This window comes from Pseudoalteromonas sp. MER144-MNA-CIBAN-0113 (genome assembly GCF_040308965.1).
GTDB lineage: Bacteria > Pseudomonadota > Gammaproteobacteria > Enterobacterales > Alteromonadaceae > Pseudoalteromonas > Pseudoalteromonas tetraodonis.
This window is the reverse complement of sequence record NZ_JBEOOG010000090.1, coordinates 1-15,663: the sequence shown is the minus strand read 5'-3', so window position 1 is coordinate 15,663 and position 15,663 is coordinate 1. Positions and strand designations below refer to the sequence as shown.

The 15,663-nt window shown below is 40.3% G+C and carries 19 protein-coding genes and 1 tRNA gene; 3 read left to right on the top strand and 17 right to left on the bottom strand.

Translation table 11 applies throughout. From position 1 onward, the window contains the following. Positions 1 to 466: 466 nt before the first annotated feature. Positions 467 to 541 (bottom strand) — tRNA-Arg (locus tag AAEY57_RS17040). A gap of 237 nt (positions 542 to 778) precedes the next feature. On the opposite strand from AAEY57_RS17040, the gene AAEY57_RS17035 reads away from it, so the two are divergent. Further along, the gene (locus AAEY57_RS17035; RefSeq protein ID WP_008110377.1) at positions 779 to 961 is read left to right on the top strand and encodes a hypothetical protein; all 183 of its coding nucleotides are present in this window, start codon (positions 779 to 781) and stop codon (positions 959 to 961) included. Here AAEY57_RS17035 and AAEY57_RS17030 read toward each other — a convergent pair. The 3 genes from AAEY57_RS17030 to AAEY57_RS17020 are packed head-to-tail and all read right to left on the bottom strand — an operon-like array spanning position 958 to position 2,670. Beyond that, positions 958 to 1,761: a phosphotransferase gene (locus AAEY57_RS17030; RefSeq protein ID WP_350608336.1), complete on the bottom strand. Its 804-nt coding sequence runs from the start codon at positions 1,759 to 1,761 to the stop codon at positions 958 to 960. The two genes, AAEY57_RS17035 and AAEY57_RS17030, sit on opposite strands and share 4 nt — an antisense overlap. Positions 1,762 to 1,764: 3 nt before the next feature. Further along, positions 1,765 to 2,388 (bottom strand): nicotinamide riboside transporter PnuC, encoded by a 624-nt coding sequence (gene pnuC / locus AAEY57_RS17025; RefSeq protein ID WP_350608337.1) that lies wholly within the window; start codon positions 2,386 to 2,388, stop codon positions 1,765 to 1,767. A 30-nt stretch (positions 2,389 to 2,418) separates the two neighbouring features. Further along, positions 2,419 to 2,670: a hypothetical protein gene (locus tag AAEY57_RS17020; RefSeq protein ID WP_008110382.1), complete on the bottom strand. Its 252-nt coding sequence runs from the start codon at positions 2,668 to 2,670 to the stop codon at positions 2,419 to 2,421. Positions 2,671 to 2,770: 100 nt separating this feature from the next. Here AAEY57_RS17020 and AAEY57_RS17015 point away from each other — a divergent pair, with 100 nt between their 5' ends. Next, positions 2,771 to 3,010, top strand: a complete 240-nt coding sequence (locus tag AAEY57_RS17015) for a DUF2960 domain-containing protein (protein ID WP_004588463.1) — start codon at positions 2,771 to 2,773, stop codon at positions 3,008 to 3,010. 70 nt (positions 3,011 to 3,080) lie between these two features. Here AAEY57_RS17015 and alr read toward each other — a convergent pair whose 3' ends face one another. The 9 genes from alr to rpsF all read right to left on the bottom strand — a co-directional run bounded on the left by alr (position 3,081) and on the right by rpsF (position 9,279). Beyond that, positions 3,081 to 4,160 (bottom strand): alanine racemase, encoded by a 1,080-nt coding sequence (gene alr, locus AAEY57_RS17010; RefSeq protein ID WP_350608335.1) that lies wholly within the window; start codon positions 4,158 to 4,160, stop codon positions 3,081 to 3,083. Further along, positions 4,160 to 5,539 carry a replicative DNA helicase gene (dnaB, locus tag AAEY57_RS17005; protein ID WP_016900130.1) on the bottom strand — a complete coding sequence of 460 codons (1,380 nt, stop codon included), beginning with the start codon at positions 5,537 to 5,539 and terminating at the stop codon, positions 4,160 to 4,162. The genes alr and dnaB overlap by 1 nt, the downstream gene beginning before the upstream one ends. Positions 5,540 to 5,651: 112 nt before the next feature. Then, on the bottom strand, positions 5,652 to 6,590 hold the full coding sequence (locus AAEY57_RS17000) for a DUF4097 family beta strand repeat-containing protein (protein WP_350608334.1): 939 nt from the start codon (positions 6,588 to 6,590) through the stop codon (positions 5,652 to 5,654). A gap of 9 nt (positions 6,591 to 6,599) precedes the next feature. Beyond that, positions 6,600 to 7,079, bottom strand: a complete 480-nt coding sequence (locus AAEY57_RS16995) for a hypothetical protein (RefSeq protein WP_350608333.1) — start codon at positions 7,077 to 7,079, stop codon at positions 6,600 to 6,602. Then, positions 7,072 to 7,623, bottom strand: a complete 552-nt coding sequence (locus AAEY57_RS16990) for an RNA polymerase sigma factor (protein ID WP_016900127.1) — start codon at positions 7,621 to 7,623, stop codon at positions 7,072 to 7,074. The genes AAEY57_RS16995 and AAEY57_RS16990 overlap by 8 nt, the downstream gene beginning before the upstream one ends. 224 nt (positions 7,624 to 7,847) lie before the next feature. Then, positions 7,848 to 8,300 (bottom strand): 50S ribosomal protein L9, encoded by a 453-nt coding sequence (gene rplI, locus AAEY57_RS16985; RefSeq protein ID WP_008110407.1) that lies wholly within the window; start codon positions 8,298 to 8,300, stop codon positions 7,848 to 7,850. 36 nt (positions 8,301 to 8,336) lie between these two features. Then, complete coding sequence (gene rpsR, locus AAEY57_RS16980; RefSeq protein WP_002962753.1) at positions 8,337 to 8,564, bottom strand: 30S ribosomal protein S18; 228 nt, start codon at positions 8,562 to 8,564, stop codon at positions 8,337 to 8,339. A gap of 12 nt (positions 8,565 to 8,576) precedes the next feature. Beyond that, positions 8,577 to 8,894 carry a primosomal replication protein N gene (priB, locus tag AAEY57_RS16975; protein WP_008466122.1) on the bottom strand — a complete coding sequence of 106 codons (318 nt, stop codon included), beginning with the start codon at positions 8,892 to 8,894 and terminating at the stop codon, positions 8,577 to 8,579. A 43-nt stretch (positions 8,895 to 8,937) separates the two neighbouring features. After that, positions 8,938 to 9,279 (bottom strand): 30S ribosomal protein S6, encoded by a 342-nt coding sequence (gene rpsF / locus AAEY57_RS16970; RefSeq protein WP_008110420.1) that lies wholly within the window; start codon positions 9,277 to 9,279, stop codon positions 8,938 to 8,940. A gap of 381 nt (positions 9,280 to 9,660) precedes the next feature. Here rpsF and AAEY57_RS16965 point away from each other — a divergent pair, with 381 nt between their 5' ends. Further along, positions 9,661 to 10,860: an alpha/beta hydrolase-fold protein gene (locus AAEY57_RS16965; protein WP_350608332.1), complete on the top strand. Its 1,200-nt coding sequence runs from the start codon at positions 9,661 to 9,663 to the stop codon at positions 10,858 to 10,860. A gap of 159 nt (positions 10,861 to 11,019) precedes the next feature. On the opposite strand, the gene AAEY57_RS16960 is transcribed toward AAEY57_RS16965, so the two are convergent. Genes AAEY57_RS16960 through AAEY57_RS16945 form a run of 4 tightly spaced genes read right to left on the bottom strand, consistent with a single transcriptional unit; the run spans position 11,020 to position 15,307 of the window. Continuing rightward, entirely contained in the window at positions 11,020 to 12,186 is a 1,167-nt protein-coding gene (locus AAEY57_RS16960; protein ID WP_350608331.1) for an FAD-dependent monooxygenase, read from the bottom strand. Further along, the gene (gene ubiH / locus AAEY57_RS16955; RefSeq protein WP_350608330.1) at positions 12,183 to 13,370 is read right to left on the bottom strand and encodes a 2-octaprenyl-6-methoxyphenyl hydroxylase; all 1,188 of its coding nucleotides are present in this window, start codon (positions 13,368 to 13,370) and stop codon (positions 12,183 to 12,185) included. The genes AAEY57_RS16960 and ubiH overlap by 4 nt, the downstream gene beginning before the upstream one ends. A 14-nt stretch (positions 13,371 to 13,384) precedes the next feature. Then, complete coding sequence (pepP, locus tag AAEY57_RS16950; RefSeq protein ID WP_350608329.1) at positions 13,385 to 14,707, bottom strand: Xaa-Pro aminopeptidase; 1,323 nt, start codon at positions 14,705 to 14,707, stop codon at positions 13,385 to 13,387. A gap of 36 nt (positions 14,708 to 14,743) precedes the next feature. Then, positions 14,744 to 15,307 (bottom strand): UPF0149 family protein, encoded by a 564-nt coding sequence (locus AAEY57_RS16945; protein WP_008110427.1) that lies wholly within the window; start codon positions 15,305 to 15,307, stop codon positions 14,744 to 14,746. Between the last annotated feature and the right edge of the window lie 356 nt (positions 15,308 to 15,663).

Below are 15,663 nucleotides of genomic sequence, written 5' to 3'. Positions count from 1 at the left end.
AAAAAGAAAATGGCAGGGCTAGACGATGATTATCGCTCAACCCTGTTAGAATCTGGGATTAAAATGCGCTAGCCGTGATAATTTACCTTTGATAATTGTTGTTTTCTCTATCCAAACGGTAAGAGAAACACTTTTATAACATTAATCTATAATTGTATACAATATATTTTATATTCACATAACAGTGTAAGTAGATCCTGTTGATAATTTGACGAAAAAAAATAAGGTCTGAAGTTAATCTATATTTCAACTAAGAAAACAAAGTCATTAAATATTTAGGATGAGAAGTATGGCTAGAAAGGACAAGGCTGTAGATATGCGTAAATGTAAATACACCATAAACTTGTATTATGTAAAAGTAACGAAATTAACAGCTCTAAAAATTAAAATAGTTTTAAGTTGGTCACACTCAGGTCACCATTTTTGATATGTTAGTAGATACTATCAATAAAGGAAAGGGACCAAATGGCGCTCTCGGCAGGGATCGAACCTGCAACTTAGCCTCCGGAGGGCCACGTGATATCCATTTCACCACGAGAGCACATTTGTTGCCGCCACATCAACTCGCGATATCAATGCTTTAGCATGCGCAATAATAAAGGCATCTTTGTATAAATGCCAGCATGATTCGTTTACATGTCTATAATTTAAACTAATCACTTCACAAAAGGTAAAAAAAGCGCTATTTGTTTATATTCTATAAAAAAACAGTAACGCTTTAGATACATATTATCTATTATTGTCACTGAACGGAAAGATTAAACACGAGGAAGTAATTATGAAGTTAATGTCAACAGAGCAAGTTGCTGAATTTTTAGGTGTAAAAGCAGAGCGCGTTAAACGCCTTGCTCGAGAAAGCCTATTAATCGCTAAATCAGAAGATGATAACGGCGAAATGCAATTTGACGCTGATGAAGTAGCAAAATACAAAGAGCTAGCGGAACGCTTTGGCGGGCTTTAACCCTCCATTGAACCTATAAGCTCATCCAGTTGCGCGCGCAATACAACAACCTGATTGTTTATAGCGCGTTGCTCATACCAACCTATACATAACAGTAAATAAACTAACTGATAGCAATTGAGTTTGTGCATAGATAAATAAAATTGTTTTGATAGGGTTTGCGTTTTGTAATTGTTAAGCAGAGCCTGCTTGCCTGAAGCATCTAATTTAAAACTAACTGCTAACGCAGCAAGATCAAAATATACATCATTTGTTTGAGCATACTCAAAATCGATTAAATAAACGCCTTGCGGGTTTACCACGATATTTTCTTTGACTAAGTCGTTATGGCAAAAGCCGCTATCTACGGGCATGTTGGCTATGCTTTTTAATGTCTTGTTTATGAGCTTTTCATACTGTTTAAACACTAATAAATGCTGATAAGCTTGCAATTCCAAAGCTACATTCATTGCCTCATTATTAGCTGTATGCGCATGTACTTTAACAAGTTTAGTCAGTAGCGGCATCGCCAAATAAGACTGAGCGACGTCGCCATCAATATAGTTAAAAGCTGCACGCTTATTTTGCTTATCGAGCCATATGGGAGCAGGGCAAACTTGTTGTTTACTGAGCTCATACTGAGCATGCAGCCCTATTTTTGGCCAATACGCTTTATAACACTTTAATAAATAAGCTTGGTTGTCAGTACGGATCAAAAAGTTATCGTTGCTTAAACCGTTAACCAAATACTCTGTTGAGGTTATTGTGCTCGGTACTAAAAACGCGCTGCAAATATTAACTAACTGAGAATGCGGGTTCATAGATTAAAGTTGCGCCATGGGCTTGGCTTGGCTTTGCTCGTATTCTTCGTACCACGTTTTAAATCCCCATACTGCCATAACGGTATAAAATACAAATAAAACAAGGGTTGGGTAATAGCCTTTTTCGTAGTACAAATACATAGAGGCTGCATCAATGACTATCCAATACAGCCAATTTTCTAGTACTTTTTTAGCTACCAGATACGTAGTAACCACAGCAAAGCAGGTTGTGAAACTATCAAGGTAAGCAAAATCTGCATGCGTATAATTTTGCATTACATAACCAATCGCTAATGACGCTAATGTGGTTAGTGCAATTAAAATAATATGTCGGTTTACCGGCCAGGATGTAATTAGTCGCTGCGCTTGATTAGCCTTGCCTTTGCGCCACACGACCCAACCAAACACCGCCATATACATATAATAAAAGTTTAGTAACGACTCCATTAGCAGCGCGCCATTCCAATACATAATGGTATAAATAAGCGTACTAAAAAAAGCCGCAGGCCAGCACCATAAGTTCTCTTTAATGGCCAGTAATAAATACGCCATCGACAAAGCAACCGCAATATATTCCCAATGCGACATAGCAGTAAAACCACTGAGTATTTGCGTTACAAAATCCATCATTATAAAACGACCGTGTTTGTTAAGAGGTTATTCGGGAGATAAATCGCCCGAAATAAATTTACACACAAATATAGCTTTACCAAATTGCTCATATGAATGTTTAATTTCTGTGCTGATCACTTGCATAACTAGGTCATAATCACCAAATATTTGGGTCGACATAGTATTAGTGATCACTTTGAGTTCTTCGTAGGCATTAACTCTGTCGATAAAGCCTTTAATAAAAGGAATGTAATCTTGGTGGAGCGGGTATTTACTGATCTCTACTGATAATTTCATTTCAAACTCACCTTTTTAATTATTTGATTTCAACTAATCATTCAACGCAACTTAAATACAGTGTAAAATTACACTAACACTCAATTTAAATGAGCTCATTATGGCACGCAGAATTACCTACACTTTTAAAAATCAACCGCGCGAAATTAACTTCGCCAAAGATAAATACCACGATATGTATCAGGCTATTGCGGCTGCCGAAGGTATCGATTTAACTAACTACTTAAACATGGTACGCCAAATTGAAATGACCTCTAAAGGGTCATCGGCAGTGCGTAACTTTCGTGATCAAGAATTTGCTCGCATGGGCTTTAGCGATATTTACTTTATAAAAGAGTAACGATACCGATTAAGTGAGCATCACGATCATTCTAGCAATGTAAACTTAATGGGTATTTTTAAAATAAATATTAGCGCTGGTACTCATAACTTACGCGCGGTGTAATATTACACAATAACTCGTAAGATATAGTATCAGCACATTGTGCAATTTCTTCTACCGGCAACTCAGGCCCCCACATTACTACCTCATCGCCGACTTTGATGCCATCAGCATTTTCACCAATATCAACACTGATCATATCCATAGAGATGTTGCCAGCAATACCATAACGTTTGCCAGCAATCACTACTGGGGTACCATGTTTAGCATGACGCGGATAACCATCACCATAGCCCATAGCAACCACTGCAAGCTTAGTTGGCTGAGCACTTTGCCAACTGCCACCATAACCAACACCTTGCGCAGCATCAACATCGCGAATTGCAATGACCTTAGTGGTTAAGCGCATCACCGGCTTAAGCTGATGATCTTTGCCTGAAGTGTTAAGCATTGGTGATACACCATACATCATCAAGCCTGGACGCACCCACTCGCCATGACCGGCAGGCCAAGCAATAATACCGGCCGAATTTGCTAAACAATGTGCTTGTTGTTTGCCTTGCACTAATGAATCAAACAAAGCAATTTGATCAGCTGTTTTGGGATCATTAACATCATCGGCACTGGAAAAGTGCGTCATTAAATTGATTGTATCTTTAGCGTTATTAGTCGCTTGCAAGCGCTGATAAAAATCATTCAATTGCGTTGGTGCAACCCCTAAACGATGCATACCCGTATTGATTTTTAACCAGCAACTGATTGGTGCATCGAGCTTTGCATTTTCAAGTGCTCTGAGCTGGTTTTCATCATGGATTATGGTTTGAAAGTTATTGGCTAATAAAATCGGCAAGTCATCTTGATGGAAAAAACCTTCCAACAACACAATAGGCTTGGTCAGCCCGCCTGCTCGCAGTGCGAGCGCTTCATCTATTCGTGCCACTGCAAATGCGTCGGCATCATTAAGGTGCTGCGCTATTTTAACTAAACCATGGCCATAAGCATTGGCTTTTAATACCGCCATAACTTTACTGTTAGGCGCAAACTGTCGCACTTGCGCTAAATTATGAGCAAGTGCTTGTAAGTTAATTTCGGCAATAGCTAAGCGCATTAGTAATCATCATCTACAGCAGGCCCCGCGTAATTATCAAAGCGAGAGAATTGACCTTGGAAGGTTAGGCGCACTTTACCAATCGGACCGTTACGCTGTTTACCGATGATAATTTCTGCAACACCTTTATCAGTACTGTCTTCGTTGTATACTTCGTCACGATAAATAAACATGATTAAATCGGCATCTTGCTCAATAGAGCCCGACTCACGCAAATCTGAGTTAATTGGGCGTTTATCAGCACGTTGCTCTAGGGTACGGTTAAGCTGCGATAGTGCAACAACCGGACACTGTAATTCTTTTGCTAATGCTTTAAGTGAACGTGAAATTTCGGCAATTTCTAAGGTACGATTATCTGACAAGCTAGGTACGCGCATTAATTGTAGGTAATCGACCATGATCATACTAATACCACCATGATCGCGGGCAATACGACGTGCACGTGAACGTACATCAGTGGGTGTTAAGCCTGAGGCGTCATCAACATACATTTTGCCTTTTTCCATGAGTAACCCCATGGTTGATGAAAGGCGCGCCCAGTCATCGTCATCTAGCTGACCAGTACGTACTTTGGTTTGGTTAATTCGGCCAAGGGACGCCAGCATCCTCATCATAATTTGTTCAGAGGGCATCTCTAGTGAGTAGATAAGTACAGGCTTGTCTTGGGTCATTGCTGCATGCTCAGCAAGGTTCATCGCAAAGGTAGTTTTACCCATCGATGGACGTGCTGCTACAATAATTAAATCTGAGGGCTGCAGACCAGTCGTCATTTTATCTAAATCAGCGTAACCTGTGCTTACACCGGTAACACCATCTTGTGGTGACTGATAAAGCTCTTCTATTTTATCAACGGTTTTTTCAAGTATATTGTGAATGCTTTGCGGGCCATCACTACTTTTTGTACGTTGCTCAGCAATTTTAAATACTTTGCTCTCAGCAAAGTCGAGTAAATCGTGACTTGTGCGCCCTTCTGGGTTAAAGCCTGCCTCAGCAATTTCATTGGCGACACCAATCATTTCACGCACAACTGCACGCTCGCGTACAATGCTAGCGTAAGCATCAATATTAGCAGCACTTGGGGTGTTTTTAGCTATTTCGGCTAAATACGCAAAGCCGCCAATCCCTGAAAGCTGATTATTTTTTTCTAAACTTTCAGAAATAGTAATTAAATCAATCGGATCGCCAATTTCAGCCAGTGCTGTCATTGCCTCAAAAATAAGCTTATGGGTACGGGTATAAAAGTCCTGTGACACAACAAGTTCAGCTACGCGATCAAATGCTTGATTATCAAGCATTAAACCACCTAAAACAGATTGTTCAGCTTCTATTGAATGGGGAGGAACTTTAAGAGTGTCGACTTGCTTATCTGGTTTGGCCATAACTTCACAGTACTAAAATTGAATGGCTCTATTCTATCGACTTGGCGGGGCTGTGCAAATAGCAAAGCAGGAAATCTTTCCTGCTTTTTGTAACTTAAAATAAAATGGATGATTATTGACGCTTAAGTCCAATCGTCCCACTTATGGTATTCATTTCTACACTGGCATCGGTGCCATTAGTATTAAACTTAATTCCACTGGCTGGGCCATATTTGGCTTTTTGCACTTGGTCGCTCGTTAGCTGGTTGTCAATTTTACCGCCGGCATGGGCTTGCACTTCAAATTGTGCCGATAAATCAGCTGGAAAGTAAAACTCAGCATTGCCACTTACAGATTCAAAACTTACATCAGCATCACTTAAAAGGCGATTAATACGCACTTCAACTTCGCCATTTACAGTGCTTATTTGTAACTCTTTGATTGCATCGAAGGTAAGATTGATATCACCGTTTACATTTTCTAAGCGAATATCATTGGCAGTCGAGTTTGATTTTATATTCCCATTAACCGCATTAAAACGAACTTCTCCGTTAGATTGCTGATCATCAATTGCGCCATTTACAGTTTCAAATTGCACTTTACCACTGAGGTTTTTTGCGTTGATGTCACCGTTAACACTAGTAAGCTTAATATCGCCGTTAAGATCATTTACTGTAATGGCGCCATTGACGACATCAATTTCAGTGCCTCTTTTTAACTCTTTTGCAGTTACTGAAGCGTTAACCCCAACATACTCCAGCGCACTGCTTTGAGGCATGAAAATAGTTAGCGTTGAGCCATTATTGTTATTATCCCAATTTGAAAGATCAGGCATTTTGACAATAAACTGAGTTTTATTACCTTGTGTTTTAAGAGTGTAGCCTTTTGCTTTATCATCAAGCTCGCCGCTCACTTTAAATTGATTTTTCTCCCAGCCCATTATATTTACATTACCGCGCTGATTTTCTATATGAATAACGCCACCGTTTGGCACTTCAATTTGTTGTTCTATTTTTTCACCGGCAAATACAGCCATTGGTAGTAAAGCGATTCCAAGTATTATTGCTTTCATTTATTTCTCCTAGATTTGTTGCCAACGCGGTGCATGCACCTTGTTAATTAAGTCGAGTTGTTGTTGATATACTTGCGCTAACATAGACAGTAGCGCCTTATTTTGTGGTTCATTTTCAAGTGTTTGCTTTATAGCCTGCTCAGCATCTTCAAGTTCTTGTAGCTGCACTTGCCAGTTATCTGTTAGTGCCGCTTGGCTTTGGTATTGAACAAGTAAACTTTGTTTTTGTTTAGTAAAAAACTCACTCATCGCCACAGCGGTATTTGTCTCTGGAGATGTAAAAAACAGCATAGTGCTAACCAAAGCAGCCACACAACATGCTGCAATAGCAGTTAGCTTCGGCCAAACTACACTATTAACTTTACTTGTCTGCTTATTAGTCATTATGGCGCGCTCAATCCCATCCCACAGCTCTTTATCGGGTGTTATATTTTTATTTAACTGTGTTAGCGACTCATTTAAGTAGTCATCAAAATTTGTTTTACTCATTTTCGTACCACTGTTTTAATAATTGCCTTGCACGATGATATTGCGCCTTACTAGAGCCTACCGCCATACCTAGCAAGGTTGCTATTTCTTCATGCCTATAACCTTCAACGGCATACAGTACAAATACCATTCTTGCGCGCTCAGGCAGCCTAACGATTAATTTATCTAAGCCATTTAAGCCATTGCAGTCATTTGCAGATTGCTCATCCATACCGCTTTGTTCAAAGCTAATAACTTTATTAAGCCAATGTTTTTGCTTACGCACATAGCTAATAGCAATATTACTGGTGACACTGTAAAGCCAGGTAGAAAATTGCGAACGCCCATCAAATTGCGCTATTTTGTGCCATACCTGTACAAATACTTCTTGGGTTGCATCTTGCGCATGCCCCTCATCGGCTATTAGCCTCAGGCATAAGCCATAAACTTTTGCTTTATGCATGTCATAGAGCGCTTTATAGGCTAACTGGTCGCCGTTTTTAACTTGATCAATAAGCATTTGCTGCACTTGATCAGTTATTGGCTGATTAGCGTCCATTAACATCGCAAATTTTTCCTGTTTATAATTATGTAATTGCAATTTAACTTATTAGACGTGAGAAGAAATAGAAAGGTTTAAATGAAATAGAAAATATTTGTAGAAAATGAAGCTTTATTTTAAAGATGTGTTTGATTTTACCCACAACAAACAATTTATTACTTTGGGTTATAAATTTTAGACACAAAAAAACCGTGCAAAGCACGGTTTTTTTAGCTTAATATTTAAAATTAAGCTTCAGCAATAACGATTACTTTAATAGTAGCTGTTACGTCTGAGTGTACTGCGATTGCAACGTCAAATTCGCCAGTCTCACGGATAGTACCTAGAGGTAAACGAACTTCTGATTTAGCAACTTCAACACCAACAGCTGAGATAGCGTCAGCGATGTCACGAGTACCGATTGAACCGAATAATTTACCTTCGTCACCAGCTTTAGATACTAATGTAACTTCTGCTAATGCTTCAAGTTTGTCAGCGCGTGCTTGTGCTGCAGTTAACTGTTCAGCGATTTTTGCTTCTAGTTCTGCGCGACGTGCGTCAAACGTTTCAATGTTTGCTTTAGTTGCAGGAACTGCCTTACCTTGTGGGAAAAGGAAGTTACGTGCGAAGCCAGATTTAACAACAACCTGGTCACCTAGGCCACCTAGGTTAGCGATCTTATCTAGTAGAATAACTTGCATGTTTCTACACCTTTTAAAAACGTGTTAATCCGCTGCTTACTTATGTAAGTCAGTGTATGGAAGAAGGGCTAAGTAGCGAGCACGCTTAATAGCAGTTGCTAGCTGGCGCTGGTATTTAGCGCTAGTACCTGTGATACGGCTAGGTACGATTTTGCCACTTTCTGTAACATAGTTTCTAAGAGTAGCTAGATCTTTGTAATCGATTTGTTGTACGCCTTCCGCTTTAAAGCGGCAGAACTTACGACGTCTGAAATAACGTGCCATGAGATTAATTCCTCAAATAATTCTTTCTATATGCTGAGCATGCAAAACCAATTGGCTAAGGCCGTTACGACCTTCGTGGCGATTTAAAAAACCACTCACTTGCAATGCCTGCCCAACGTGCAAATGTTGAGTCTGTTGTTGCATTTGCTTACCACTGGCAACCACCTGAAGCCTCACATAACTATTACGGTTAAGATCTGCTTCAACTTGCATTGATTTATGTTCTACAACAAAAATACAATGCGGTATGCCCGCGGGGCTTTGGCTAAACTTGGGTGTTTTACAAACAACCCCCGATATAACCAGCTGATTCGTATATGGGCTAACCATTATAGTAACTGCTGACTACGTGCCATGCTAGGACTCAAAACAATTAAGCAGCTGGTGCTTCTTTCTTCTCTTCTCTTACAAGAGGAGACGCTTCAGTTACAGCGTTTTTAGTACGCATAACTAAGTTACGAAGCACTGCATCGTTGTAGCGGAAAGTAGTTTCTAGCTCGCTGATTACTTCAGTTGGTGCTTCAACGTTCATAAGAACATAATGAGCTTTATGAAGCTTGTTGATTGGGTAAGCCAGTTGACGACGGCCCCAGTCTTCAAGACGGTGGATAGTACCACCTGCTTCAGTGATAGAACCAGTATAACGTTCGATCATACCAGATACTTGCTCACTCTGATCAGGGTGAACCATGAATACGATTTCGTAATGACGCATGGATATTCCTTACGGTTAATAGAGCCTTCTACCGTTTCGGCCGGTCGGTTTAAGGCAAGGAATTAATAGTTTAAAAGCCGAAATGAGCGCGCATTTTACGCTTAGTAGGATAATTAAGCAAGCAGGTTTTTAAGCTTTAATAGATAAGCGTTAAAGGGTTCGGGGTTCGGGGTTCGGGGTTCGGGAAGAGATTATTGGATGCTCCCTTTATATCAATAAGTAAAATAAAGATAAGTGTTTAAATTTTTTGTGGTAGACGCCGAGCTTGAAAAGCATAGCTTTAAATTATTTAAGCTCTACATTTGCTTCTAAAATATAAACATTTACTCAAACCTAAAGCCGTGCAATTATTGAGCAACACATTATTTAATAAGGATATTTATGAAGCTTTTACTATCGCTTGTGTTAATAGTTACTTTTAGTACACCTGTTTTAAGCTATGCAGACACCGCTACAACCGACATAACCGTTGGTAAAAAAGTCATTCTACAATCAAAAATACTTAACGAAGACAGACCTATCAGAATATTCATACCTGACAATGTAAAAGACGATCAGCCGCTCTATGTTATTTATTTACTTGATGGTGTTGAGCACTTTCATACGGCGTCTGGCGTTATAAAATCCCTTGTTGATTACGAGCAGATACCTAATGCAATGCTTGTTGCTATTGATACAACCAACCGTGTTCGTGATTACTTACCTAAAGTACAAGGTGAGCCTAAAACGGAGTTTCAAACCTTTGTTAAAAATAAATGGCCTGACGCAGGGCAAACCGATAATTTTTTAAAGTTTGTGTCTGATGAGCTCATGCCCTATATAAATAGCAACTACCCAACTAATGGTTACAACACCTTAATTGGTCATTCTAATGCTGGTACATTAGCGCTTTATACTTTAGTTAATCAACCGGCATTATTTAACAACTACATCGCTATAAGCCCAAATAGTTGGTGGAGTGATGAAGAGTTAAAAAGTAATATTATTAAATACACTAAAAACCCCAAAGGCGCTCAAGCGTTATTTATTAGTGTTGCAAGTGAAGGCGCACGCTTTTATACCGGCGTATTAAATACTTTAGTAAATTTAGAGCAACAAATGCCCACGCAGCTAAAATGGAAATATAAGCATTATCCTACTTTTACTCATATGGGCACCATACTTCCAGCACTTAGCGATAGCCTAATTCACTTATTTAGCGACCTAATATTTAAAGTGACTGACGAGCACGGAAAATTTGCGGATGTATCATTGATTACCGGTTACTACCAAGCACTTAGTGATAAGTACGGATTTGAGCTTAAAATTCCACAAGATGTGTACGTAGAATTTGCCCACAGCCAGCAAGAGTTTGGTAACACTAAAAAAGCTATTTCAACACTAAAACACTTTACTAACGATTACCCTAATGCTGCTTACTCTCACATGCGATTATCGCAAGGCTACACTGCTAATAAACAGTTCAAAGAGGCATTCACTAGTATGAAACACGCACTAGAACTTGCTAAACAGAACTCGCGTGACCCATTGTTAATCGATGCACTACAAGATATGGTGAATGAAGCAAAAGAGAATTTGTAGCTCATTAATTTAAAGCATTACGAGCTTCGCTTGTCGTGTCAGCAAGCTGTACGCATACACTAAAGAAAGCATTAGCCTATAAAAAAACCGATGCTTAAACTAAACATCGGTTTTTATTTTACTGAAAGCTGACAGCTAGAAACTGACCGCTTGTCTTTATCACTTCCCTATCGCTTCTTTGGCGAATAGGTGTTTGATTGGGCCTAGGTTATCAACGAGTGAAAGCCCTACTCCCCGAATCAGCTTTTTAACTGGATTGGCACCTTCAAATAACTCTTTTAGCCCTTGCATCATGGCGATGTGTTTTTGTGCGTCGAGCTTGCGAGTACGTTCGTAATCACGCAGTGTTCGTGTACTGGCAAATTCTTTGGCGTCTTGACTTAGTAGCTCAATTAAATAAGCGGCGTCTTTTAGGCCCAGATTCATACCCAGCCCTGCCAATGGATGAATGGTATGCGCTGCATCGCCCATTAACACCACCTTGCCATTAACCCATTGTTGGGCGTAACGCATTTTAAGAGGGAACGCGACGCGCTTACTTTGCACTTCACATAAACCGCACTGCCCATCTATTGCAGCCATTACTGCTTTGTTAAAAGTAGTGTCGTCCATTGCTAACAATTCATCACAATGATTCGGGCTGGTTGACCACACAATTGAATGAGTATGCTCATCGCTTAGTGGTAAAAACGCTAGTGGCCCGGTTGGTAAAAACACTTGGCGTGCGGTATTTGCGTGTGACTCTTTGGTTTTAACTGTCGCTACTAACGCATGGTGATCGTAATCTTTAAAGCTCAGCGCCATATTAAACTGTTTACGAATCGCTGAATTTGCGCCATCGGCCGCCACCAGCAACTTAGCAATAATAGGTTCGCCAGTTTTTAAATTAATAAATACGTCAGACTCACTTTGATGTATTTGCTGATACTCAGTATCAAACATCACTGTGGCATTACTTTGTTGCTCAAGCTCTTTTATTAGCGCAAAGCGAATAATATCGTTTTCAACAATGTGCCCTAAATGCTCAAGCTCAAGTTGCTCGTTATTAAAGGTTATTTTTCCAAAGCTGTCGGCATCGCGTACATCCATGTGCGTATAAGCACAAGCACGCTCAGCTATTATGTGTGGCCATACATTTAACTGCTCGAGCAAAGTTTGGCTGGCAATACTCAATGCGCTTACACGTAAACCATAGTCATCGCTCGGTGGAGCTTGAGTTGGCGCTGCATCTAACACAACAACACTGATATTCGCTTTAGCAAGCCCTAGCGCCAGCGTTAAACCTACGCAGCCACCACCCACTATACAAACCTGTACTTGTTTCATAAACGTGTACCTTGTTTAACTTGTCCCATTAACTGTTTAGTCAATGGGGCTTTAAATGCGGGGAATAAATCCATTGAAAATAGCCCAATACTACGACCAAGCGCTAACACCCGTGATGAGTTTGAAAAAAGTCGAACCAAGGCATCGGTCAATGTCATCACGGTGTTTATATCATCACTGCGCTTAATTGAATATTGACGAGTAAAGGCATAACTCCCTAAATCATGTTCACTGTTTGCTATTAAGTTACTAAGCACTTGTACGTCGCGCAGCCCTAAATTAAAGCCTTGACCTGCAATTGGGTGAATGGCGTGTGCCGCGTTACCTATTACCACAGTACGGTGCGCCGTCAACGATTCGATTTGCCCATAAACCAGCGGATAACTGGCGCGCATACCGACTTTTATAAATTGCCCTGCACGATAACCAAAGGTGGTTTGCAGTACGCTTAAAAAGTCTGACTCAGTTAATGCCATATGCTGCTCAATATGCTCTTGACGCATACACCATACTAACGAATAACGGTTATTACTCATGGGTAATAAGGCCATTGGGCCGTTTTGGGTAAAACGCTCAAACGCATGATGGTTATGTCCACCAGCTACTTCTATATTGGCAATAATCGCGCCTTGTTCATAAGGCTGGGCATTAAAACCTAAGCCTAGTAAGTGACGGGTTGGCGATTGTGCACCGTCGGCAATCACTAACAGCTTAGCGCTTAGTTTTTCATTACTTTGTAATGTAAGTTCATTACTTTCGGCATTTTGTTTTATCGCCGTTACGCTATTAGGGCAAAAAAGCGATATATTTGATTGCGTTAAACGTTGATGCAGCGCTCTGCCAAATGGGTTTACCTCTACCACATAGCCTAATGAGGGTTTTGCAAATTCATCACACTGTATGTGGGTTTTACCAAAGTGCCCTTTGTCTGACACACTGACTTTTTTTATGGCCGCCGCATAGGGAGCGTTTATTTCAAACAAATTGAGGCTTTGTAAATACTCCACCGACTGCTGTGCAAGTGCGATGCTTCTGTCGTCAAAACTTGGGTGATAATCTGTGGTTACTTGGTTTGCTTCAACCACGGCAATATGTAGGCTGGGATTTTTTTTACTTATACTCAGTGCGCAACTTGCGCCCACTAAACCACCGCCAATAATTACAACATCAAACTGCTTAGCCACTTTTATCTCCAAGCTTATGCGTTTTTAGCGCTTTGCATTAACGCTTCTATTTCGCTAATTTTTTTAGGCACGGTAATCGTTAAGTTTTCGTGACCAGACTCAGTTACTAATAAGTTATCTTCAATACGAATACCTATGCCTTGGTATTTTTTGGGTGCGTTTGAATCTTTACTAATATAAAGCCCAGGTTCAATGGTCAGTACCATACCAGGTTCAAAAGCACGCTCTTGGTTATTAACCTTGTAATCGCCCACATCGTGAACATCGAGTCCTAACCAATGACCAAGACCATGCATGTAATATTCTTTACAGGCACCTTGCGCCATTAGCTCATCAAAATCGCCGGTTAAAATACCTAAATCGAGTAACCCTTGGGTTAGCACTTGCATAGCTAATTTATTAGCCTGCGATAAGTAGCCACCGGGCTTTACTTCGCTAAAAGCGACTTCTTGCGCTTTGAGTACAATATTATAAAGCGCAGCTTGCTCAGTGCTAAATTTACCGTTAACGGGGAAAGTACGGGTAATGTCGGCTGCGTAACCTTGTAGCTCACAACCTGAATCAATCAGCACTAGGTCGCCATTGTTTAATACATCGCTGTTTTGGGTGTAGTGCAAAATATTAGCGTTATCGCCACTACCGACAATAGTGCCATAAGCTGGATATGGCGCACCGTTCATTGCATAGTGATGATGAAGCTCTGCCTCTAATTGAAACTCGGTTGCGCCAACGTGGGAAAAGCGCATGGCACGCATGTGTGCTCGGGCACTTATTTCACAGCCTTCACGCATAATGTTAATTTCACTTGGCGATTTAAATAGGCGCATCTCGTGTAATAGCGGACGAATATCTTTAAGGGTACTCGGTGCTGTATCGCCTTTTTTGGGGGCACTACGCAAAGTATTGAGCATTGAAAAGACTTTGCCGTCGAAGGCAGGATACGTCCCTTGTGCATAAAATAAAATCTGTTGGCCGTTCACCAAATTCAATAATTGTTCATTTAGCTCACTAAGTGCATAAGTTTTGTCGAATAAGTATTCGCTTTGTGCTTTTTCAAAACCAATGCGTCTGCCGTGCCATACCTCTGCAAGTTTGTCTTTATCTAAACAAAATAATAGTGAGGGTGTATCACTGTTTTTGCAAAGCACCAACACGGCATCGGGTTCGTTAAAACCAGTTAAGTAAAAAAAGTCACTGTCTTGTCGAAAGGGATAATGAGTATCACGGCTGCGCGTGAGTTCTGTTGCTGCGGGAATTATAGCAATACTGTTATTATCCATTGCCGCCAATAAACGCTCGCGGCGCGCTTTAAACTCTGACTTTTGTATTTCAACCATTAATAACTAACCCATTATTTTTATTGTGTTGCTCAATTAATGCAGTGTTTTTTTATTGCTTTGTGGATTTTGCTCTTTGCCTAGCTCAGCAAAACACAATAGCGCCGATACGCGGACGTACTCAATCACTTCATGCAGTGCTTGGCTATCTTCTTCGGTTTCTTCAAAGGTTGTATCTAGGCGTGTAATCTCGCTAAAGTCGCTGATCACTTCTTTTACATCTGCCGACAGCTTGCCATAATCTTTTTGCTTTAAGCCAAAACCCAACATAAACCCAGCTACCCATGATACGAGCCCGTTGGCCTGATCGATGAGTGTTTCGTCATCACTAGGTAAAAACAAGTCAAATTGAAACTCTTCGTTATTAAAACTTTCAACCACTTGTTGATAAATTTGGCCAAAAAACTGTTTTAAATCGTTGCTAAACGACTCGCCATCATTAAATACGTCGCTCAGTAAGCCTAAGTATTCTTTATCGTCAATGCTTAGCCCACAAGCAAGTAAGCCGCTAATAACGCCATGCGCTTCTGCGGGTGATACAAATATTTCGTTTTTCTCTAAAAGAAGTTGGGCTTTTTCGTAATCTGGTAAGTTATTCATAATGACGTCTTCGCTTTGCTAATTAAAGCAATGCTACCACTCGATAAAAAGCAACTCCAATGAATTCTATAACTGAGGTCAAAAGCAAGCGATTGAAAAGCAAATTGAGTTCAAAAAGCAATCTTAAAAGTAAATATAAGATTAGGGTCTGTTGACCCTTCAAGGTTAAATTTGCAGCAATCTGTTTGGTATTTAAGCAAGGCAGAGCCTATGTGGTGTGGTTATTCCCCATAAATAGGCGATAACGCAGCATCAATGCCAAACAGGCCTGCCCGAAGAGTTCTGCCTAGGGGCGATTTACTCTTTGTTGCCTACATGGATGTAGGTCTGTCTCTTATACACAAGTCTTTGAATAT